We start from the raw sequence: 21,418 nt of genomic DNA on the forward strand, positions 1-21,418 counted from the left end.
GCCTCACTGCCTCCAGCGCCTGGTGCTCCTCCCCCACCGCCGGCGCCCCAGGACAGAGGCACATGTCGTCAATGCGTGCACATATGACGGCGGCGACTGTGCAATCGGGGGAGCCGGGCCATACTGGGGCGAGATTCCCCGACCGAGGTACGGACGGTCGGAGCTGAGGCAGTGCCGGACGCGGCCTGTGCGGAAGGTGGTACTGGCTCATGGGTGAGGTGTTCCGCCACGAACTCACGGTCTCGGACCCGGACGTGCTGCCCGTGCTCGGGGAGCGGACCGGACTGCGCTTGGGCTACGGCTCCGCCGATCCCGAGTTCTCCTACCGGCTCTCGCGCGCCGGTGACGCGCGAGGTGCTGTCTCCCGGGTGCACGTGGGAGGCGCGATGTCGCTGTGGGGCGACACCGCGACCTTCACGGTGTCCCACGTGCATGGCAGACGCTACGACTGGCAGACGCGGCAGGAGACCGGCACCGCCGCCGCCGGAATCCCTGTGCTGTTCCGCCCGGGACATCCCGTGCTCGTCGTGGCCGAGGACGTGGCCGTCACTCTCGCGCACCTTCCCGTGGACGTGGTGCAGCAGACCGCCGACACCGTCTACGGCACCGAGTCCCCGGTGGGCTTCACGTCCCCCGTGCCGGTCAGCACCCGGCTGGGGCAGTACTGGTCCGAGCTGGCGCGCTTCAGCGCCGGTGTGCTCGCGTCCGCGGCCTTCGACGAGCCCGTGGTGCGCGCCGACCTCACCCGCCACCTGGCCGTGGGACTGCTCGAGTGCTTCCCACTGCGCGGGGACCGCGCGGAGCGGTACCTGTCCATGGAAGCCCAGTGCCGCCGATACCGGATTGCGCTGCAGTACTTCGACGACCACGCCGCGGACCCGATCACCGTGGAGGACGCCGCCCGCGCGGCCCGGACGACCACCAAGGCCCTGGTGCGGGCCTTCCGCGCCAATCACCCGACAGGGCTGACGCCGGCCCAGTACCTGCGCCGGACCCGGATGGACGCCGCCCACCGCGAGCTGCAGGACGCGGACCCTGCTCGCGGGGACACCGTGAAGGAGATCGCCGCCCGCTGGGGCTTCGCCCATCCGGGCCGCTTCGCCCAGTACTACCGGCAGGTCTACGGGACGACGCCCAGGCACACTCTCGGCCGCTGACCGGGCAGCACGCCCGGCTCAGCCCGAGGACGCGGACGAGGGCGCGGTGACGGCGGTTTCGCCGCCCTCAGCGGCCACCTGCGCGTACGACGCCGAGACCCGGCGGTAGACCGGGGTCAGGAAGGCCAGCAGCGCGGCCGCGATCATCACGATTCCCGCCACGAGGAACACCAGGGCGATGCCGCGGGAGGTGCCCTCCCCCAGCAGCGGAGCCAGCTGGGCGGCGCCCTCGGCCGATCGCGCGTACGGGATGATCCAGACCTGGGCGACCGGTGCGATGAGGAACGCGGTGATCGGCGCGGCGGCGGACTCGAACGCCATGGCGAAACCGAAGACCCGGCCCTGCCGTTCCAGCGGCACCACCCGCTGGATGACCGTCTGCTCGGCCGCCTCCACGAAAGGGACGAGCACGAGGTAGAGCCAGATGCCGAGGACGTACAGCCAGGCCCACTCCCGCAGTGTGAACACCGCCCCGAGCACGCCCATCGCGACCACGGCGAGCAGCATGGTCCGCAACGGGTTGGACCCGAGGCCGAACTTGCCGATCAGCGCCCCGCCCACGATGAAACCGGTGGCACCGAGCGCGAAGACCGCTCCCCAGATCTCCACGGGGAACATCTCCAGGCCGTAGGGGTCCATCAGCGCCATGTAGACGCCGCCGATGAAGTTGTTGAACGTCGAGAACAGGATCAGCGCGAACAGCCCGGACACGGCCAGCACGGCCGCGAAGGCACCCCGGAGGTCGAAGCCGCCGTGTGCGTCCGTGGCCGCGGCGCGCACCTCCTCGGGCATGCGCAGCGTGAGCAGGTGCACGAGGGCCACGGCAGTGAGCGCCACGGCGACGACGACTGTGCCGCCCATGCCCAGCAGCCCGATGGACAGGCCGGAGAGCACCGAGGTGACGATGAACATCAGTCCCTGCACCATGCCCACGAGTCCGTTGGCGTTGGCCCTCCGGTCCGGTTCCATGAGGATCGTGACCGTGGTGGACAGGGCGATGTTGCGCATGTTCTCCACCACGGCCCCGATCAGGACGACCAGGGCGAAGGCCCAGAGCCACGGCCGGGTCAGGTCTGCCATGGCAGTGGCGGGGGTGAGGAGGTACAGGATCCCGGCGAGCACGAACATCACCAGGGTGAAGACGGCGGCGAAGCGCATCACGACGAGCTTGCGGTAACGGTCGACGAAGGTGCCGAAGCTGATGCTGGAGAGCGCGATCAGCAGCATGTACGCGCCGCCGACCACCCCGGTGGCGATCACGTTGCGCGTCTCCAGATACACCCAGAACGTCAGGGCGAACCACAGGTAGCTGGTCGTGATGTTGGCGAGCGCCGTGTTCACGAGGATCCCGGCGAAGGTGCGGGACCGCTGCGCCGGGCTGCGCACGGACGTGTCGACGGCGTCGGAGTCGACCGGACCGGGCGGCCCGCCGTCTCCGTCCGGCACGGGCCGCACGGCCGCGTCCGCTGGACCTGGCACGCCTTCGGCGGGAGCATCGACGGCCCGGGAGGAACCCGGATGCTGCTCGTTCATGCGGCCAGTCTAGAAACGACCGCGGACACGGTAGCCGCTGTCCGGCTCGCCGCGCAGGACACGCGCCCGACCCCGCTCCTGGGAGCCGGTACGACGTGCACCGACGTGCTGGTGCAGCCCGTCGTTGGGCACAGACCCGTCCCGGCCCGGCCCTATCGTCGCCACGCTGCGCAGGAGGTCGGATCGACGACCTCGGGCACCGCGCCCGGGACGGTTCGCACCGCCGGTGACGGACGGTATGCGGGCTCAGGACGGTGACGCGCCGACCGAGCCTTTCCGAGGTCGTCCACGTCCCCGCCGGACGGTGGGCGGAGCCGAGTTCCCGAGCTGCGGCGGCGACCGGGGCACCGTCGGCGCATGGTCGCTGCGGGACCCCGCGGGGCTTGCACCCCGGACCTGGCCGACAGTCCTCGTGTCCGGTGAAGGGGAAGGCGGCGCGCGACGATCACGGGTCGCTGCCGGCACAGCGGTGCCCCACAGGGACGACGGGAAGGTCGGCCTCGTGGGTCTGTTCGGATCACCGGCAGGCCGATGGGAGACCTCGACGTGTGAGGCGGCACCGAGCACCTTAGGACGTCGGACACGGCCTGGAGAATGAACCCATGACGGCAACGGCGCAGCGGCGGCCCCGAACCCGGGTGAGCGGTGAGGAATGTCCGGGCGAGTCCGTGCCTCCGGAGATGCTCGACCTCCGGGCGAGGGGTGCCGCCGTGCGAGCCGCTGCCTTCGAGCTCGCTGACGCGGCTGCGGCGGAGGCGCGAGCAGTGGGCGCGCAGCTGCGGTGCATCCACCGCCTGTGGCTGGCCGCGCAGGCGGCTCGCACGGCGGCCCGGTTCGAGGCGATGGAGAAGGCCCAGGCGGAGCTGTTCGCCCGTGGTGCTGTCCGCCCGGACCCGCTGAGTCCCTTGGCCGAGGCGGAGCACCAACTGGTCGTGGACGTGGCGGCCGAGGTCGGGCCGGCCCTCCGGCTGCCCTCGGGTACGGCCCGGCGGCGTGTGGAGGACGCCGTGCTGCTGGCCGAGATGCTGCCGGAGGTCCTGATCGCTCTGGAGGCGGGCCGGATCGGTGCGGCCCAGGCCATGGTCATGGTGGAGCAGTGGCGCGAGCTGGTCGTGGACGCGCCGACCTGGACCGGCACGCAGTGCGTGCCGCCGCCCGTCGAGTCTGTCTGCCGCCTGATCGCCGAGCTGCTGGAGCGCGCCCCGCAGGTGACGGCCGCGCAGCTGCGGGCAACAGCTCGTGCCCGGCGCGCCGTGCTCGTGGCCGACGCCGAGGAGCGCAGCCGGCGAGCCGCGCGGAAGCATCGTGCAGTGTGGGTGGAGCCGGCGTCCGACGGGACGGCCTATCTGCACGCGCTGCTGGACGCGCACGTGGCGATCGCCGTGCACGGCCGGCTCGAAGAACTGGCCACCCTGCTGGGCGAGGACGTACCCGTGCCGGGCCGTCCGGGACCGGCGTGCGCGCCGGGGCCGGAGCTCCCGGAGGCCGCGGAGCCGCGCACCGCAGGAGAACTCCGTGCCGATGTGCTGGCGGACCTGCTGCTGGACGGTGTCCTGCCGGACGATGCACGCTTTCCGCGCGGAATCAGGGCGCAGGTGAGTGTGACCGTGCCGGTGGCCATGCTGACCGGTGCCGGAGCAGGACCAGGAGCGACCGGGTGCGGCGCCCCGATGCTGTCCGGCTACGGCCCGATCAGCGCGGAGGTGGCCCGTCAGCTGGCTGCCGGTGCCGGAGCCTGGCACCGGGTGCTGACCCACCCCGCCACGGGGGTGGTCCTCGACCACGACCGCACCGTCTATGCCGTGCCGCGGGACCTGCGTCGTCTGGTCGAGCTGCGCGACGGCACCTGCCGGTTCCCCGGGTGCCGGCGCCGGGCCCAGAGCTGCGATCTGGACCACACGGTGGCCTGGATCGACGGAGGGCCGACGGCCGAGCACAATCTGGCCGCACTGTGCCGGCACCACCACCGGATCAAGCACCGCAGCGGGCACCTCGGGCGCTGGTCGGTGCGGCAGATCGATGCTGAGCCCGCGCTCGGAGCAACCGGGGAACCGCCGGGACGTACCGCGGTGCTGGAGTGGACGTCGCCTGCCGGCCTCGTGCACCGGTCCGCGCCCGAGCACGTCGGTGGTCGTGAGATCCTCGCTGACCTCCGCCGCACACCGGTCGCCGGCAGACCACCCGGGGATTCCCCGCCCCTTGACCTGGGTGACGCTCCCCCGCCCTTCTGACGCCAGAGTTCTCGGCTCTCCCGACCACCCGTGGGTCCTCCGCCCCTCGACCCGGGTGACGCTCCCCCGCCTTTCTGACGTCAGAGTTCCCGGGTCCCCCGACCACCCGTGAGTCCTCCGCCCCTCGATCCGGTGGGGGCTCCCCCGCCCTTCTGGTGTGGGAGTGCCCGAGCCCCCTCCTGAGCGCGGTTCTGAGTCGTCGTCCGTCCGCGTCCGTCCGCGAACCCGGCCTGCGAACCCGGCCTGCGAACCCGGCCTGCGAAGACGGCCTGCGAAGACGGCACAGCACGGCACGGCACAGCACGGCACAGCACGGCACGGCACGGCACGGCACGGCACAGCACGGGACAGCACGGCACGGCGCGGGGCGGCGCGGCGCGGCGCGGCGCGGCGACCATACGTGAATCGGGCACGGCGACTGTACGGCGACACGGTACGGCGATGCGGCACGGCACGGTAAGCAGACGGTACGCGCCGACGGCCCGAGGACGATACGAAGACGGCACGGCGACGGCGTGCGCATCGCCGCTGTCCGGGTCTGTGACCTGCCGGCATTCGTCCATGCTGATCGGTGGCAGCCCGTCCGCAGTCCCCGATTCGGACTCGACGACCGGGCCTCGCCTCGTACGCCGGGCGCCGTGGATGGGCGTCGACTCCGCGGCGAGCGAGCAGGAATGCCTGCGCGTCGTCGTCATGGAATCGCGGGAACCTCCACGGGCGTAGGCATCGGTCACCGAGCAGGGTTAACGTGACAGTCCGAGGGCCGGCAACCCTCCCTGCCCCCGGCGGATCCAACCCCGACATGCTGACCGTTGACGCATATTCCTCGTGGCGGGTGCGTCCTTCCAGCCCATCGTCGACATCCACGGCAGGGGCGTCGCGACAAGGAGCCGGCGATGAACACGACCACTCGATCACCTCGCCACCTCGTGTGGCCGGCCTTCCTGGTGGGAGCCCTGCTGCTGCTCGGAGCCGGCAACGAGGTGCTGTACGGGATCGCCGTCCCAGCGGCCGCACTGGCCCTCGTCGTGGCGGTCCCGGGGCCCCGGCCCCGCCTGGCACGGCACCCCGATGCACTCGACCTGGCCGTGGTGGCCGGGCTCTACCTCGGGGTAGTGACTCTGTTCTGGCTCGCGTTCCGGGTGTTCACCCAGCAGAACACCTTGGGCCTGTTCCTGTGCTTCGCCTCCGGGATGGTGCTGGGAGTGGTGGGCCCGGTCGTCTACACCGTGTGGATCCGTGGCCGGAGTCTGTCCGCACTGGGGCTGCGTCGCGACAACATCGGCCGGTCCGTCGCCCTGGGCGTCGTCCTGGCCGGTGTGCAGTTCGCGCTCACGCTGTGGGGCTACGACCTGCCGCAACCGGTGGACTGGGTGCCGCTGCTGGCGCTCGCCCTGACCGTCGGACTCTTCGAGGTCGTGTTCTTCCGGGGCTTCGTGCAGACCCGGTTGGAGACCGCGTTCGGGTCCGTGGCCGGCGTCGGCGGGTCCGCCGCGCTGTACGCCGGCTACCACGTCGGCTACGGCATGGGCGCTTCCGAGATGCTCTTCCTCTTCGGACTGGGCGTCGTCTACGCGGTCGCGTTCGCCCTGGTCCGCAACGTCGTGGTGCTGTGGCCGCTGCTGGTGCCGCTCGGGTCGTTCTACAACAACCTGCAGGGCGGTGGCATCACCATGCCGTGGGCAGCGATCCTGGGTTTCGCGGACGTGCTCGCCCTCATGTTCGCGGCCGTGTGGCTCGCCGCCAGGCACGAACGCCGCCGGGATCCGGGGGCACTGCCCCAGGGACCGGGATCCCGGCGACAGCAATCGGAGCCACGAGCACCGTCTCCCGATTCCTGACAGGGGCTGTGGGGCCCGACGCCCGAGGCACTCCCCCGCAGGTCGGACCTGCCGGCCGTGGCCGCGGGACGCACGACGGGCGTCCCGCCCCGGTGGTCTGCCGGATGCCCGACCCGGGACGGACGCTCCGCGCACGAGCGGCGTGCCGTGCCCGTCACCGTCCGGGCCGCGAGCACCGGCCATCCGGTCGATGCGGCGTCCGTCGGGGATCGAGGCGGCAGTCCCGAGTGCTCGGCCGGGGCGCGCCGTCATGCACCGCCCCAGGATTGACCCCCGGACGCGGTCCGGACAGGATGGTGCGCCCCGGACGTCGTCGCACACCGAAGGACCACCTCATGGGCATCATCCAGGTCGACCTCTTCCTCACCCTCGACGGCGTCTACCAGGGCCCGGGCGGGCCGGACGAGGACCGTGCGGGCGGCTTCGAGCTCGGCGGCTGGCAGGGCGCGTACTTCGACGACGCGACGGGGGAGATGATCGGCGCCGGCATCGACCGGCTGGACGCGCTGCTGCTCGGACGCAGGACGTACGACATCTTCGCCGGCTACTGGCCGGCCCACGGGGACGACGACCCGATCGCCGTGAGGTTTAACGCCGTGCCGAAGTTCGTCGTGTCGCGCACGCTGACCGACCCGTCCTGGGCGGGCAGCACGGTCCTGCGGGACGTCGCGGCGGAGGTGCGAGCGCTCCGGGACCGGTTCGACGCAGTGCACGTCATCGGCAGCGGCGAGCTCGTGACAGCGCTGCTGCGGGAGGACCTCGTCGACCGGCTGAACCTCCTCGTCTATCCACTGGTCCTGGGCTCGGGCAAGCGCATCTTCGGCAGTGGTGCGGCCCCGGCCGCCTTCACCCTGGTGGCGCCGCCGCGGGCGTTCCCGAAGGGAGCCGTCTCCCTGGTCTACGAGCGGGCCGGCGCCCCGGTGACCGGCGTCGACGTCGCACGAGCCGGCCAGTAGGCGAGCACCGATGCTCACGCGCGCCACGGACCGCGCAGCGCCCAGCAGGTGACGACACGGCCGCCCCCGACGGCAGCGGCGCCGTGCTCCGCGGAGGACCGGCCGGCAGGACGCCCGGACGGTGCGCCCGGACAGGGCCGCGCCGTCCCGGGCTGCGGTCGTCACGGGTCCGGCGCCGGGTCACCCGGGCGGGGTGAGGACAGGGGCGGCCGTGGTGGCGACCGTGGACGTACCTGGAGCGCGGCCCCAGGAGTTCGCCGGGCGCGCCGAGCGCGACCACCCGGACGGGCCGCCGGCCCGGAGCCCGCCCGGACCGGGAATCCTGCCGGCACGACCGAGGACGGTGACGATCGGGGCCGACGACCGGGCGCCTGCTCCGGCGCCTCCTCCGACGACCTCACGACGGGTGACCACTCATGGCCGGGACGAGCACGCACGAAGGACCCACCGTCCGCACGCAGCTGCAGCTTGCCGTTCCGGCACTCCTGGTCGGCACGGTCTCGGCGCTGGGCCTGTTCGTCGTCGACGAGGTGGCTCTCGTCGTCGAGCACCTCCTCTGGTCGACCCTGCCCTCGCTGTGGGGCCTGGATCCGGGGTCGGGCTGGTGGATCCTCGGGGTCCTCACCCTGACCGGCCTGGCCGTCGGGCTGGTGGTGCAGTTCGTCCCGGGACACGGCGGCCGCGATTCCGCGACGACGGAGCTGATCGCGCCGCCGCTGAAGCTCGCAGCGGTCCCCAGCCTGGTGCTGGTGACGGTGCTCGGACTGGCCGGCGGGGTGAGCATGGGGCCGGAGCTCCCCATCATCGCCATCAACACCGCGGTCCTGGTGGCCCTCGTGGCCCGGTGGTGGCCGCGGGTGCCCGTCGAGCTCGTCGTGCTGATCACCGCGTCGGGGACGATCGGCGCCCTGTTCGGGACGCCCGTGGCAGCCGCTCTGGTGCTCACCGGCGTGGTCGCCGCCTTCAAGCAGGGAGGCGCCCTGTGGGACCGGCTCTTCCTTCCGCTGGCGGCGGCGGGCGCGGGCGCGGTCACCATGAGGTGGCTCGCCGGCCCGCAGCTGCCCGAGGCCGGCCCGCCTCCGCTCGGCACCCCCGACGCCGTCGATCTCGCCACCGGTCTCGCCGTGGCGGTGGGAGGCGCCCTGGTGGGGCTGGCCACGGTCCACCTGTTCCCGCACCTGCACCGGCTGTTCCACTCGCTGCGGCACCCGGTGCTCTACAGCACCCTCGGCGGTCTGCTGCTGGGCGTCCTGGGCGTGCTGGGAGGACCGATCACCCTGTTCAAGGGCGCCCGCCAGACGGGCGAGCTCATCCAGAACGCTGCGGACTACTCCCCGTGGCAGCTGGCACTCGTCGTCGCGGTCAAGCTCGCGGCCCTGCTCGTCGCCGCGAGCGCCGGCTTCCGGGGCGGGCACGTCTTCCCGGCGGTCTTCATGGGCGCCGGCGTCGGGCTGCTGGGGCACGCGCTGATCCCGGGGATGCCGCTGGGGCTGGCGCTCGCCTGCGGAGTCCTCGGCGTGCTCCTGCCCGTGACGCGGGACGGCTGGATCTCCCTGTTCGTCGCCGTGGTCCTGGTCGGCGACGTCACGGTGCTGGCCGTCCTCAGCCTCGTCATCCTGCCCGTCTGGCTCCTGGTGTCCAGAGCACCGGGGATGGTGGTCAGCCCGCCGGGGTCGCCCGAGGCGTCGGAGCCCACACTCTGACCGGTCCGGCCCCAAGCGGTGACGGGGGTGAACGAAGAGCTCGACCTCTCCGTCGTGCACGGCCAGGCCGGTGGACTCCGGCACCTCCTGCCACGCTCCGCGCAGATCGCCCAGGGGCTCGGACACCACCATCCGCGCGTCCTCGGAGAGCTGCTGGAGCATGGCGTGCTCCGGGTACTGGGCACGCAGCGCCGAGACGTCGGCGCTGTGGAACAGCGACCGGGAGCGGCCCTCGCTGGAGTAGCGGAAGGCCCAGGTGGTCCGCCCGTCGGTGGTGGCCACCGTCATCTGGAGCGGGTGCTCCACGCCGTGACGGTGGCCGACCTCCTCGATGAGCCCCGCCGCTGCCGCGACGGCTGCCGCCGGGTCCTGCTCCAGGCCGAGGGTGAGGGCGAGGAAGAAGAACAGCTCCGAGTCCGTGGAGCCCTCGATCAGCGGGAACAGCCGGGGCTCGACGGCCAGCACGAGGTCGCGCTTGAGGGTCAGGAAGTCCTCGATGAGCCCGTTGTGCATCCACAGCCAGTGGCCGTGACGGAACGGATGGCAGTTGGTCTGCTGCACCGCAGTGCCGGTGGTGGCCCGGATGTGCGCGAAGACGTAGCCCGGCGAGGCCTGCATCGCCAGTTCGTGCAGGTTGCGGTCGTTCCAGGCGGGCTCCGTGCTGCGGAACAGCCCCGGCGTCGGCCGGTTGCCGTACCAGCCGACGCCGAAGCCGTCCCCGTTGGTGGTCTCCACGCCCAGGCGCGCGTGCTTGCTCTGCACGACCAGGGAGTTGGCGGGTTTGAACAGCAGGTCCTCCAGGCTCACGGGCGAACCCGAGTACGCCAGCCAGCGGAACATGTCGCTCGTCCTCTCATGCCATGGGGGCCGCCGCCTCAGCGGCGAGCCTCCGAGGAGCCTCGTTCCGGGGCCGTGGAGCCAGCACCGCCTCCGCGGCACGCCTGGAGTGAAACCTCGTCCCGGGGCCGCGGCCGTCGGCCGGGCCCCGGGACGTCGGCGGAGCCGATCAGCTCGTGGCGCTGTCCGCGGGAACGGTCGCGCCCGGTTCCTCGGCGAAGACCTGGAACAGCTTCTGCTCCTCGTCCCGGGACAGGTTGGTGTGCAGCAGGTGCATGTCCTGGCCGGCGAAGGCCTCCCGCACCCGGTCGACGACGGCGCCGGACGTGAGGACGAACAGCGCCGATGTGCCCGGCGTGACCTCCTCGCGCACCCGGTTGATGAAGCCGTCGTCGATGCCCGTGTCCGTCAGCATGCCGCTCAGGGCTCCGGCCGCGGCGCCCACGGCCATGCCCAGCAGCGGGACCAGGAAGATCAGCCCGAACAGCATGCCCCAGAAGGACCCGCCGAGAGCCCCGGCGCCCACCAGGTTGTTGAGCTGACGGGTCTTCGGCTTCTTCCTGTCCTCGGGCCAGGTCACGATCGCGGCGTCGTGGACCCGGATCAGCTCCTGTCTCGTCAGGCGCTGCAGCGTCTGTGTCGCCACCTCGGCCCCGTCAGGGGTGTCGAACTTCCATACGGTGAGCGTAGCCATGGTCTGCCTCCCGGAGCAGTGAAGCGGTGCTGTGGTGGAGCTGGTCGACATCGACAGAACGGACCGGACGACGGCGCGGCGCCGATCACCGATCGGACGGGCCCCGAGGGATCGATCCGCTCGCCTCCGCAGCACATGACGTGCGGTCACAGGCCACCGCACCGGCCACGGTGTGGTCCGCCGATCGCTCCGCGGCGGAGCCGTCCTCGCCGACCTGTTCACAGGATGGGTGCCTGCTTCCCCACGCGGATCACCCCGGCAGGGTGAAAGCCCAGCGAGTCCCGTCGGCCGGGGCGGACATGGGAGCGATCGGGGGGAGACGGCTCAGTCGGCGGCGGAACCCCGCCGTGCCAGGCCCTCCTGGACGGCGCCCATGATCACCCGGGCGATGAGGCCGACCAGGAGGAGGTTGCCGATCATCTGCACCGTGACCACGGCGCGGGCCGCCTGGGAGACGGCCGTGATGTCCCCGAACCCGACGGTCGCGATGACCGTCACCGTGAAGTAGAAGGCGTCCAGCCGGCTCAGCGGCTCAGACCAGTGCTCCGGAGCGGCACGGGACATCAGGTGGTATGTGAGGGAGAAGACGACGACGAACACCGGCACCGTGAGCGCCAGCGTCCCGAAGGCCTGGGCCCGCGGCGCTGGCGAGACCTTGATGGCGCGGATCTGCCGCACCAGCAGCCCCGCGACGACCACGAGCCCACCGGTGAGCACCAGGACCGTGCTGGCGGTGAACGCCGAGGTGAACGGGAGACAGAAGTACGCCAGCAGGACACCCAGCCCCGACAGGGACGAACGCACCAGCATGCTGCGCGGGCCCCGGGTCCGGCCCTTGTCCGGAGGTCCGGGTGCTCGTCCGGTCCGCATCGGTCTGCACCTCCTGTGTCCACCCCGCACGGTCCGCCGCGCTGAGGGCTTCGTACCGGTGGGTCGACCGTACCCGAGGGAGCGTGCGGACGGGCACCCCGCTCTTGTGCGTGGTGCTGTCCCGACGACCCGTCGCCTTCACCCGCCCCCGAGCCGCGCGCTGGCGGGCCGCTCCGGGCCGCAGGAGATCACCCCCGTAGCGCCGCCGGTCTCGAGGGTCGGGGACCGGCCCTGCTCGGGCAGAGACACGACCAGCGTGGCCGTCACGATTGCCGGCCGATGGGAACCGCGACGACGAAGGGGCGGCCCTGCCGGTGCAGAGCCACCCCTTCGTCCCACCGGTCAGACGGGGATCAGAAGTCCCAGTCCTCGTCCTCCGTGTTCACGGCCTTGCCGATGACGTAGGAGGAGCCCGAGCCGGAGAAGAAGTCGTGGTTCTCGTCGGCGTTCGGGGACAGCGCGGAGAGGATCGCCGCCGAGACGTCGGTCATCTCCTTCGGGAACAGCGCCTCGAAGCCCAGGTTGTTGAGGGCCTTGTTGGCGTTGTAGTGCAGGAACTTCTTGACGTCCTCGGTCCACCCCACACCGTCGTAGAGGGACTCGGTGTAGAGCACCTCGTTCTCGTAGAGCTCGTCGAGCAGCTCGTAGGTGTAGAGCTTCAGCTCGTCCTGGCGCTCCTGCGACTCCTGGGCCATGGCGCGCTGGAACTTGTAGCCGATGTAGTAGCCGTGGACGGCCTCGTCGCGGATGATCAGGCGGACCAGGTCGGCCGTGTTCGTCAGCTTCGCCCGGGAGGACCAGTACATGGGCAGGTAGAACCCGGAGTAGAAGAGGAAGGACTCGAGCAGGGTCGAGGCCACCTTCTTCTTCAGCGGGTCGTCGCCCTTGTAGTACCGGATGACGATCTCGGCCTTCTTCTGCAGGTACGGGTTCTCCCGGGACCAGCGGAACACGTCGTCGATGTCCTTCATGGAGGACAGCGTCGAGAAGATCGAGGAGTAGGACTTCGCGTGCACGGACTCCATGAACGCGATGTTGGTGTACACCGCCTCCTCGTGCAGGGTCACGGCGTCCGGGATCAGGGAGACGGCGCCCACGGTGCCCTGGATGGTGTCCAGCAGCGTCAGGCCCGTGAAGACCCGCATGGTGAGCTCCTGCTCCTCCAGGGTCAGCGTCTTCCACGAGGGGACGTCGTTGGAGATCGGGACCTTCTCGGGCAGCCAGAAGTTCGCGGTCAGGCGGTCCCAGACCTCGTCGTCCTTCGGATCCTCGATCCGGTTCCAGTTGATGGCCTGGGCCTGGTGGTGGAGCAGCTGCACCTTGTCGATGCTCTCGCTCTTCTCCAGCGTCATGGTCTGTCTCTTCCTTGAACGGGGTGGGCCCCCGCGCGCGTCCTGCGGACGCACGCGGGGAGTTCGTGGTGGTCGCCGGGGCCGGCGGTCAGAGCATGCAGGACACGCAGCCCTCGACCTCGGTGCCCTCCAGCGCCAGCTGGCGGATCCGGGAGTAGTACATCGTCTTGATGCCCTTGCGCCAGGCGTAGATCTGCGCCTTGTTGATGTCGCGGGTGGTGGCCGTGTCCTTGAAGAACAGGGTCAGGGACAGGCCCTGGTCCACGTGCTGCGTGGCCGCGGCGTAGGTGTCGATGATCTTCTCGTAGCCGATCTCGTAGGCGTCCTGGAAGTACTCCAGGTTCTCGTTGTTCATGAAGGGCGCCGGGTAGTACACGCGGCCCAGCTTGCCCTCCTTGCGGATCTCGATCTTCGAGGCGATCGGGTGGATCGAGGACGTCGAGTTGTTGATGTAGGAGATGGACCCGGTCGGCGGGACGGCCTGGAGGTTCTGGTTGTACATCCCGTGCTCCATCACCGAGGCCCTGAGCCGCGCCCAGTCCTCCTGGGTGGGGATGTGCACGCCGGCCTCGGCGAACAGCTGCCGGACCCGCCCGGTGGCCGGGGCCCACTCGCGGTCGGTGTACTTGGCGAAGTACTCCCCCGTCGCGTACAGGGACCGCTCGAAGCCGGCGAACGTGGCCCGCCGCTCCTTCGCGATCTCGTTCGAGGCGCGGATCGCGTGGTAGGTGACCGTGTAGAAGTAGATGTTCGTGAAGTCGAGGCCTTCCTCGGAGCCGTAGTGGATGTGCTCCTTGGCGAGGTAGCCGTGCAGGTTCATCTGGCCCAGCCCCACCGCGTGGGACATCTGGTTGCCGCGCTCGATCGAGGGCACCGAGTTGATGTTGGACATGTCCGACACCGCGGTGAGGCCCCGGATCGCGGTCTCCACCGACTGCCCGAAGTCCGGGGACTGCATGGTGAGGGCGATGTTGAGGGAGCCGAGGTTGCAGGAGATGTCCTTGCCGACCTCGTCGTAGTCCAGGTCCTCGTGGTACGTGGACGGCTCGGAGACCTGGAGGATCTCGGAGCACAGGTTGGACATGATGATCTTGCCGTCGATCGGGTTCGCCCGGTTCACGGTGTCCTCGAACATGACGTACGGGTAGCCGGACTCGAACTGCACCTCGGCGAGGGTCTGGAAGAACTCGCGGGCCTTGATCTTCTTCTTCTGGATCCGGCCGTCGGCGACCATCTCGTGGTACTTCTCGCTCACGTTCACGTCCGAGAACGGCATGCCGTAGACCCGCTCGACGTCGTACGGGGAGAACAGGTACATGTCCTGGTTCTTCTTGGCCAGCTCGAACGTGATGTCCGGGATGACCACGCCCAGGGACAGGGTCTTGATCCGGATCTTCTCGTCCGCGTTCTCCCGCTTGGTGTCCAGGAAGCTGTAGATGTCCGGGTGGTGGGCGTGCAGGTACACCGCCCCCGCGCCCTGGCGGGCGCCGAGCTGGTTGGCGTAGGAGAACGAGTCCTCCAGCAGCTTCATGATCGGGATGATGCCCGAGGACTGGTTCTCGATCTTCTTGATCGGGGCGCCGGCCTCACGGATGTTGGTCAGCGCGAACGCCACGCCGCCGCCGCGCTTGGACAGCTGCAGCGCGGAGTTGATGGAGCGCCCGATGGACTCCATGTTGTCCTCGATGCGCAGCAGGAAGCAGGAGACGAGCTCGCCGCGCTGCTGCTTGCCCGCGTTGAGGAACGTGGGGGTGGCCGGCTGGAAGCGCCCGGAGATGATCTCGTCCACGAGCTGGGTGGCGAGGGTCTCGTTGCCGTCGGCGAGGTACAGGGAGACCATGACCACGCGGTCCTCGAAGCGCTCGAGGTAGCGCTGGCCGTCGAAGGTCTTCAGCGTGTAGGACGTGTAGAACTTGAACGCGCCCAGGAAGGTCTCGAAGCGGAACTTCTTCGCGTAGGCCCGCTTGGAGAGCTCCTTGATGAAGTCCCGGCTGTACTTCGCCAGGACCTCGGGCTCGTAGTACTGGTGCGAGACCAGGTAGTCGAGCTTCTCCTCGAGGTCGTGGAAGAAGACGGTGTTGTTGTTGACGTGCTGCAGGAAGTACTGCCGCGCGGCCTGCCGGTCGGCGTCGAACTGGATGTTGCCGTCCGCGTCGTAGAGGTTCAGCAGGGCGTTGAGCTCGTGGTAGCCCAGGCCCCGGTACTTCTCCGGAACGCGCTTGTCCTCGTGGCCGGGCTCGACGCTCACGCCCGGGGCTGCGGAAATTGTCGCCAAAACTGTTCCAATCCTTCGTTTACCTTGCGGACATCCTCGGAGGTGCCCATGAGTTCGAACTTGTAGAGGACGGGGACGTCGCACTTGGCCGCGATCTTGTCCGCGGCCAGGCAGAACGCCGGCCCGAAGTTGGTGTTGCCCGCGCCGATCACGCCGCGCAGCAGCCGCCGGTTGGCCTCCCGGTTGAGGAACTTCACGACCTGCGGCGGAACGGCCCCGCTGCCGTTGGGTCTCCCGTAGGTCGGGGCGACCAGCACGAAGGGCTCGGTCATCTCGGGGGGCTCCTCCCCGGTCAGAAGAGGAAGGCGCACCGCGCGGGCGGCGAGCTTCTCGACGAAGCGGTGCGTGTTGTTGGAGACCGAGGAGAAGTAGACGACCAGGGGGGCGCAGGACTCGGACGCCGCGCGGGCGGCGCCGGGCTCCTGCAGAGCGGTCCCGGGGGTGCCGGGGAGGTTCGTGCTCATGTGCTTCCGCGCTCCGGGGTGGGTCGGTGGCCGGTGGTCCTGCATCCGGGTCCGGGTCCGGGACCGGGCGCCGCGGGGAAGCGGGCGGCGCGCGGGCCTCAGGCCGAGAGCAGGACGGCCAGGGAGGTGATCTTGTCCGGACGGTAGCCGGACCAGTGCTCGGTGGACGTCTCGACGACCGGGACCTGCTGGTAGCCCAGCGCCAGGACGTGGGCCAGGGCCGCCTCGTCCTCGGTGACGTCGACGACGCTGTACTCGATGCCCTTCTTGGTCAGGGCCCGGTAGGTGGCATTGCACTGGACGCAGGACGGCTTGCTGTACACGGTCACGGACATCGCTGTTTCCCCTTGGTCGCTCGGGTGGTTTTTCGGGGGAGATCCGGGACTTCCGCAGACTCTGCGGCTGTGAAGGGGTCTCTCCGGGTGGCTGATTTCAATACTACATCTAGTGTTCGGAAGGGGAAGTGACCCCTAGATGCAGTGGTGAAGGTTGTCCACAGCTCCTCTCTGCCTATCCCCAGGACGGGCCTCGGCCATCCACAGGGCACCGTCCGCGGGGGTCGCGGAATTCCGCGACCGGGGCCCCGATATGCACAGGCTGTGCGCTCCGCGGGGCCCCCGGGCGGTGGACGGAATTAATTTTCGGACACGGCGTGTCGGCTCCGGCGGCGGGGCCGGCGCAGACCGACCGCCGCGCCGGCGAGCAGGGCCCGCAGGCCCCGGTAGGGCGGGTAGACGACCCACAGGGTGTCGGGAGCGAGCGGCTTGTCCAGGACCGCCCGCGCGTGGGAGAACGTGGTGAACGAGAACTTCCCGTGGTAGGCGCCGGTGCCGCTCTCCCCCACCCCGCCGAAGGGCAGCTCCGGGCTGCTCAGCTGCAGCAGCGGGGCGTTGAAGGACAGCCCGCCGGAGGACGTGCGCCGGCGGAAGAGCTCCTTGACCGCCTTCACCTCGGTGAACACGTAGAGGGCCAGCGGCTTGTCCCTCGCAGTGACGAGCTCCACCGCGTGCTCGGCCGACTCCACCGGCACCAGCGGCAGGACGGGCCCGAAGATCTCCTCGGCCATCAGCGGGCCGTCCGGCGCCGAGCGCACCACCGTGGGCGCCAGGTAGCGCGCCTCCGGGTCGGCCGCGCCGCCGCACACCACGTCCTCGGCAGGGACCTGGTCCAGGAGGCCGGTGAGCCGGTCCAGGTGGCGCCCGGTGACGATCCGCCCGTAGGAGGAGCTGCGGCGCGGGTCCTTCCCGTAGAGCTCCCCCACCGCCCGCACCAGCTCGGGCTCGAGGGCGGCCAGCGTCCCGGGCGTGCCGAGGACGTGGTCCGGGGCCACGCAGGTCTGTCCGGCGTTGAGGAACTTCCCCCACACGATCCGCCGCGCAGCCGTCCGCAGATCGGTCGAGCCGTCCACCCAGACCGGGGACTTCCCGCCCAGCTCGAGGGTCACCGGGGTCAGGTGCCGGGCGGCCGCGGCCATCACGATCCGGGCGACCGTCCCGTTGCCGGTGTAGAAGACGTGGTCGAAGCGGTGCTCCAGCAGCCGGGTGGTCTCCGGGACCCCGCCCTCGACCACGCTGACGCAGTCCCCCAGGTACGTCTCGAGCAGTCCGGCCAGCACTGCGGACACCGTGGCGGAGACCTCGGAGGGCTTGACGACGACGGTGTTGCCGGCGGCGAGCGCTCCCGCCAGCGGGCTCAGGACGAGCTGGACGGGGTAGTTCCACGGCGCCATCACGAGCACGGTGCCGAGCGGCTGGTGCTCGATCCGGGAGCGGGCCGGGGCCAGGCTCAGCGGCACCGGGATCCGCACCGGGGCCATCCAGCGGCGCAGCTCCCTGCGGATCCCGGCGATCTCCTCGAGGGTGAAGCCGATCTCGGTCAGCCACGCCTCGGCAGGGGGCTTGCCGAGGTCGGCGGCGAGGGCGTCCTGCAGCGCCTCGCGGTTCTCCCGCAGCAGGTCCTCCAGCCGCTGGAGCCGGTCCAGCCGGGCCTCGAGGTCCAGGTCCGGGACGAAGGACGCCCGGGCCCGGGCGACGGCGGCGTCGACCGCCGGGAAGTCCCCGGTGGTGGTGGCGGCCGGGGCGGCTGCGGTGAGGGTGCTGTGGGTGCTCGTCATGGGTCCAGCGTAGGACCGTGCTCGGACGTCCCACGCCGCGGGCGGGACGCCCTGCCGCTCAGAGCAGTCCGTGCTCGGCGAGCTGGCGGGAGATGGAGGCGCCGTCGTTGCCCTCGATCCACAGCGTCCCCTCGGGGATGCTCACGCGCCGCTCCTCGTTGACCAGCGGATTGCCGGCCAGGACCGCCTCGGCCGGGGACAGGTTGCGGATCACGATCGCGGCCACGTGGTCCGGGTAGCGGTGCACGAACCCGCTGTAGATCTCGGGGTCGTGCTGGCCGTCGTCGCCGATGAGGATCCAGCGCACCTCCGGGAAGTTCCGGGCCAGGCGCTCCAGGTTCTGCACCTTGTGGGCCGAGCCGGCCCGGAACCAGCGGTCCGTGGTGGGCCCCCAGTCGGTGAGCAGCAGGGCCCCGTCCGGGTAGGCGTTGCGGGTGAGGAACCGGCGCAGGGTGGGCGCCACGTTCCAGGCGCCCGTGGAGAGGTAGACGAACGGCGCCTCGTGGTGGCGGTGCAGCAGCCGGTCCATCATCACGGCCATGCCCGGGGTCGGGGTGCGGGCGTGCTCGTTGAGCACGAAGGAGTTCCAGGCCGCCAGCAGGGGGCGGGGCAGAGCGGTGACCATGACGGTGTCGTCGACGTCGGAGACCACGCCGATCCGCTGCTCGTCGGCGACGACGAACACCCGGGCCTCGACGACGTCCGAACCGTCCGTCTGCATCCACACGGTGTGCTCGCCGGGGGGCAGGGACACCTGCAGGTCGACGTCGACCACTCCGCCCTTGTCGGCCACCAGGTGGAACTCGTACTCGTCGATCCAGACGTTGACGTGGGCGAAGGCGATGGGCACGGAGGTGAAGGAGCGCCAGCCACGGATGGACTCGGCGCTCTCGTCGGTGGACTCGATGAGCCCGCGGGTCTTCAGCAGCGCCCGGCCCAGCACCCGCACGTGGTGCTCGGACCCGTAGCCCTCGAAGGCGACCATGACGGGGATGTCGCCCCGGGTCTCGGCGCGGCGCTGGCGGAACCGGTGGAACCGCTGCTCGAGGCGGTAGCCCACGTTGATGGCTTCCTCGGTGACGTGGTCGACGGTCTGCAGGAGGTCCGAGCTGTCGGATTTCTTCGCCATGCGCCCAGTGTTTCACAGCGCCCGCCCAGGCCACGGCACGCCCGCGGGGCGCTGCGGGCCGGTTCCCCGGCCCGCAGCGCCCCGCGGGCGTGCGTCGTCGCGCTGGGTGCTGCGGCTAGTTCTTGATGTAGCCGTTGGGGTTGAGCACGTACTTCGTGGCGGCCCCGGCGTCGAACTCGGCGTAGCCCTTCGGCGCCTCCTCCAGCGGGATGGCCTTGGCGTTGACGGCCTTCGCGATCTGGATCTTGTCGTGCAGGATCGCCATCATCAGCTGCCGGTTGTACTTCATGACCGGGCACTGGCCGGTGGTGAAGGACAGGGACTTGGCCCAGCCGGTGCCGAGGCTGATGGACAGGGAGCCCTTCTTGGCGGCCTCGTCGACCGCCCCCGGGTCCCCGGTGACGTAGAGGCCCGGGATGCCCAGGGCCCCGCCGGCGGCGGTGATGTCCATCAGGGAGTTCAGCACGGTGGCCGGGGCCTCGTGGGAGGCGTCCTTGCCGTGCCCGCGGGCCTCGAAGCCCACGGCGTCCACGCCGCAGTCGACCTCCGGCACGCCGAGGATCTGCTCGATCTGCTCGGCCGGCGCGCCCTTGGACACGTCCACGGTCTCGCAGCCGAAGCTGCGGGCCTGGGCCAGGCGCTGCTCGTTCATGTCGCCCACGATCACCACGGCCGCCCCGAGCAGGTGAGCGGAGGCCGCCGCGGCCAGGCCGACCGGGCCGGCGCCGGCGATGTAGACGGTGGAGCCGACCCCCACTCCGGCCGTGACCACGCCGTGGTAGCCGGTGGGCAGGATGTCGGAGAGCATGGCCAGGTCCATGATCTTCTCCAGGGCCTGGTCCCGGTCCGGGAACTTCAGCAGGTTCCAGTCCGCGTAGGGCACCAGGACGTACTCGGCCTGCCCGCCGACCCAGCCGCCCATGTCCACGTAGCCGTAGGCGGAGCCGGGCCGGTCCGGGTTGACGTTGAGGCAGATGCCGGTCTTGCGCTCCTTGCAGTTGCGGCAGCGCCCGCACGAGATGTTGAAGGGCACGGAGACGATGTCCCCGGCCTTGATGAACTCGACGTCGGGACCGACCTCCACGACCTCGCCCGTGATCTCGTGACCCAGGACCAGGTCGGTGGGGGCCGTGGTGCGGCCGCGGACCATGTGCTGGTCGGAGCCGCAGATGTTGGTGGCCACGGTCCGGAGGATGACCCCGTGCGGGACCTTTCGGCCGATGTTGGCCGGGTTGATCCCCGGCGCGTCCTTGAGATCGAACTCGGGGTAGTTCGTGTCGATGACCTCGACCTTGCCGGGACCCTTGTAGGCGACCGCTCTGTTGCCTGCCATCATGACCTCTTCCGTTGAGGATGTCCGCTGGAATGTGCGCCGCGAGGCGCGCGTGTCCGGCGGATTCCGACACGCCGTGATGCAGCTCACGGAGGTCGGCCGCCGGTGGAGCAGACGCTAACAGGACGCATCAACGAGTGGAAGGGATGCGGGCGAGTACGGCTTTTGTGGCACGGGAGCGCCCGGAGCGGCAGCGCGGAGAACGTGACGGGCGGCGCCGCGGACGGGACAGCAAAAGAGCCCGTTCCGCGTGATGCGGAACGGGCTCTCTCGTCCTGGTGGAGCTGAGGGGACTCGAACCCCTGACCCTTTGCATGCCATGCAAATGCGCTACCAGCTGCGCCACAGCCCCAGGTCGTTACCTCCGGAACACTATCACAACCTCGGAGTTCCCTTTTCGGTCACCCTTTTCCGGTTGATCCTGCGCCCCGCTGGGCAACGCATTCATAGTAGACAGCTGATCCGGATCAAGGCAAATCGTCGGACGCGGGGGCCGGCGCGGACTCCTCCGGCGCGGTGGCGCCCTGCTCGGGCACCCCCAGGTCGACCACGGGGCTGTCCCGCCAGAGCCGCTCGAGCGCGTAGAAGGCCCGGTCCTCGTCGTGCTGGACGTGGATGACCACGTCGCCGTAGTCCAGGAGGACCCATCTGCCCTCGGAGCGGCCCTCGCGCCGGATCGGGCGCAGATCGAGCCGCTCGACGAGCTTCTCCTCGATCTCGTCGACCACGGCGTTGACGAGCCGCTCGTTGGAGGCGGAGGCGACGAGGAACGCGTCGGTGATGCCCAGCGCCTCGCTGACGTCGAGGGCCACGATGTCGTGGGCCTGCTTCGCGTCGGCCGCGGCGGCCGCGACCTGGAGGATGGACAGGGAGAGATCGTTGACAGTCAAGGAGGATCCTTTCCCGGCGAACCGGTGGTTCCGCCCCCGC

Annotated in this window: 16 protein-coding genes, 1 tRNA gene and 1 pseudogene; 5 read left to right on the forward strand and 13 right to left on the reverse strand. The window is 70.6% G+C overall.

What is annotated here, in order from left to right:
* Positions 1–209 precede the first annotated feature (209 nt).
* A complete protein-coding gene (locus AYX06_RS03340; RefSeq protein WP_062734475.1) occupies positions 210–1,157 on the forward strand; it encodes a helix-turn-helix transcriptional regulator in 948 nt (315 codons plus the stop codon).
* 18 nt (positions 1,158–1,175) lie between these two features.
* Here AYX06_RS03340 and AYX06_RS03345 read toward each other — a convergent pair whose 3' ends face one another.
* On the reverse strand, positions 1,176–2,690 hold the full coding sequence (locus AYX06_RS03345; RefSeq protein ID WP_232319384.1) for an MFS transporter: 1,515 nt from the start codon (positions 2,688–2,690) through the stop codon (positions 1,176–1,178).
* A gap of 710 nt (positions 2,691–3,400) precedes the next feature.
* Here AYX06_RS03345 and AYX06_RS03350 point away from each other — a divergent pair.
* From AYX06_RS03350 to AYX06_RS03365, 4 genes are all read left to right on the forward strand, one after another.
* Positions 3,401–4,921: an HNH endonuclease signature motif containing protein gene (locus tag AYX06_RS03350; RefSeq protein WP_186815597.1), complete on the forward strand. Its 1,521-nt coding sequence runs from the start codon at positions 3,401–3,403 to the stop codon at positions 4,919–4,921.
* A gap of 896 nt (positions 4,922–5,817) precedes the next feature.
* Positions 5,818–6,762: a CPBP family intramembrane glutamic endopeptidase gene (locus AYX06_RS03355; protein WP_084271427.1), complete on the forward strand. Its 945-nt coding sequence runs from the start codon at positions 5,818–5,820 to the stop codon at positions 6,760–6,762.
* Positions 6,763–7,097: 335 nt separating this feature from the next.
* Positions 7,098–7,718 carry a dihydrofolate reductase family protein gene (locus AYX06_RS03360; RefSeq protein ID WP_062734481.1) on the forward strand — a complete coding sequence of 207 codons (621 nt, stop codon included), beginning with the start codon at positions 7,098–7,100 and terminating at the stop codon, positions 7,716–7,718.
* A 416-nt stretch (positions 7,719–8,134) separates the two neighbouring features.
* Positions 8,135–9,421 (forward strand): ion channel protein, encoded by a 1,287-nt coding sequence (locus AYX06_RS03365; protein WP_062734483.1) that lies wholly within the window; start codon positions 8,135–8,137, stop codon positions 9,419–9,421.
* A 96-nt stretch (positions 9,422–9,517) separates the two neighbouring features.
* Here the strand turns inward: AYX06_RS03365 and AYX06_RS19145 are convergent.
* The 12 genes and pseudogenes from AYX06_RS19145 to rsfS form a co-directional block, all read right to left on the reverse strand.
* Positions 9,518–10,261: pseudogene (locus tag AYX06_RS19145) on the reverse strand (class II glutamine amidotransferase); the annotation flags it as partial.
* Between the two features lie 166 nt (positions 10,262–10,427).
* Positions 10,428–10,952 (reverse strand): DUF1269 domain-containing protein, encoded by a 525-nt coding sequence (locus AYX06_RS03370; protein ID WP_062734485.1) that lies wholly within the window; start codon positions 10,950–10,952, stop codon positions 10,428–10,430.
* Between the two features lie 324 nt (positions 10,953–11,276).
* Positions 11,277–11,756, reverse strand: coding sequence for a potassium channel family protein (locus AYX06_RS03375; protein WP_186815596.1), 480 nt, complete (start codon positions 11,754–11,756; stop codon positions 11,277–11,279).
* Positions 11,757–12,175: 419 nt separating this feature from the next.
* Positions 12,176–13,174: a class 1b ribonucleoside-diphosphate reductase subunit beta gene (nrdF, locus tag AYX06_RS03380; RefSeq protein WP_062734489.1), complete on the reverse strand. Its 999-nt coding sequence runs from the start codon at positions 13,172–13,174 to the stop codon at positions 12,176–12,178.
* An 88-nt stretch (positions 13,175–13,262) separates the two neighbouring features.
* Entirely contained in the window at positions 13,263–15,422 is a 2,160-nt protein-coding gene (gene nrdE, locus AYX06_RS03385; protein ID WP_062734491.1) for a class 1b ribonucleoside-diphosphate reductase subunit alpha, read from the reverse strand.
* On the reverse strand, positions 15,419–15,913 hold the full coding sequence (nrdI, locus tag AYX06_RS03390) for a class Ib ribonucleoside-diphosphate reductase assembly flavoprotein NrdI (protein WP_084271429.1): 495 nt from the start codon (positions 15,911–15,913) through the stop codon (positions 15,419–15,421). The genes nrdE and nrdI overlap by 4 nt, the downstream gene beginning before the upstream one ends.
* A gap of 98 nt (positions 15,914–16,011) precedes the next feature.
* Positions 16,012–16,248, reverse strand: a complete 237-nt coding sequence (gene nrdH / locus AYX06_RS03395) for a glutaredoxin-like protein NrdH (protein WP_062734493.1) — start codon at positions 16,246–16,248, stop codon at positions 16,012–16,014.
* A 299-nt stretch (positions 16,249–16,547) separates the two neighbouring features.
* Entirely contained in the window at positions 16,548–18,026 is a 1,479-nt protein-coding gene (locus AYX06_RS03400) for an aldehyde dehydrogenase family protein (protein ID WP_062734496.1), read from the reverse strand.
* A gap of 58 nt (positions 18,027–18,084) precedes the next feature.
* Entirely contained in the window at positions 18,085–19,155 is a 1,071-nt protein-coding gene (locus AYX06_RS03405) for an App1 family protein (protein ID WP_062734497.1), read from the reverse strand.
* Between the two features lie 115 nt (positions 19,156–19,270).
* Positions 19,271–20,488, reverse strand: coding sequence for a formaldehyde dehydrogenase, glutathione-independent (fdhA, locus tag AYX06_RS03410; protein WP_062736855.1), 1,218 nt, complete (start codon positions 20,486–20,488; stop codon positions 19,271–19,273).
* A 276-nt stretch (positions 20,489–20,764) separates the two neighbouring features.
* Positions 20,765–20,840: transfer RNA gene (locus tag AYX06_RS03415), tRNA-Ala, on the reverse strand.
* Between the two features lie 115 nt (positions 20,841–20,955).
* Positions 20,956–21,378, reverse strand: a complete 423-nt coding sequence (rsfS, locus tag AYX06_RS03420; protein WP_062734499.1) for a ribosome silencing factor — start codon at positions 21,376–21,378, stop codon at positions 20,956–20,958.
* Positions 21,379–21,418 lie beyond the last annotated feature (40 nt).

The organism is Kocuria turfanensis, from assembly GCF_001580365.1.
Taxonomy (GTDB): domain Bacteria; phylum Actinomycetota; class Actinomycetes; order Actinomycetales; family Micrococcaceae; genus Kocuria; species Kocuria turfanensis.

Bases quoted from the DNA above. Each gene is read 5' to 3' on its own strand.
- AYX06_RS03360 (WP_062734481.1), top strand. From the start codon at position 7,098: ATGGGCATCATCCAGGTCGACCTCTTCCTCACCCTCGACGGCGTCTAC.
- nrdF (WP_062734489.1), bottom strand. From the start codon at position 13,174: ATGACGCTGGAGAAGAGCGAGAGCATCGACAAGGTGCAGCTGCTCCAC.
- AYX06_RS03400 (WP_062734496.1), bottom strand. From the start codon at position 18,026: ATGACGAGCACCCACAGCACCCTCACCGCAGCCGCCCCGGCCGCCACC.
- AYX06_RS03340 (WP_062734475.1), top strand. From the start codon at position 210: ATGGGTGAGGTGTTCCGCCACGAACTCACGGTCTCGGACCCGGACGTG.
- AYX06_RS03370 (WP_062734485.1), bottom strand. From the start codon at position 10,952: ATGGCTACGCTCACCGTATGGAAGTTCGACACCCCTGACGGGGCCGAG.
- nrdI (WP_084271429.1), bottom strand. From the start codon at position 15,913: ATGAGCACGAACCTCCCCGGCACCCCCGGGACCGCTCTGCAGGAGCCC.
- fdhA (WP_062736855.1), bottom strand. From the start codon at position 20,488: ATGGCAGGCAACAGAGCGGTCGCCTACAAGGGTCCCGGCAAGGTCGAG.
- AYX06_RS03405 (WP_062734497.1), bottom strand. From the start codon at position 19,155: ATGGCGAAGAAATCCGACAGCTCGGACCTCCTGCAGACCGTCGACCAC.
- AYX06_RS03345 (WP_232319384.1), bottom strand. From the start codon at position 2,690: ATGAACGAGCAGCATCCGGGTTCCTCCCGGGCCGTCGATGCTCCCGCC.
- AYX06_RS03355 (WP_084271427.1), top strand. From the start codon at position 5,818: ATGAACACGACCACTCGATCACCTCGCCACCTCGTGTGGCCGGCCTTC.
- AYX06_RS03365 (WP_062734483.1), top strand. From the start codon at position 8,135: ATGGCCGGGACGAGCACGCACGAAGGACCCACCGTCCGCACGCAGCTG.
- nrdH (WP_062734493.1), bottom strand. From the start codon at position 16,248: ATGTCCGTGACCGTGTACAGCAAGCCGTCCTGCGTCCAGTGCAATGCC.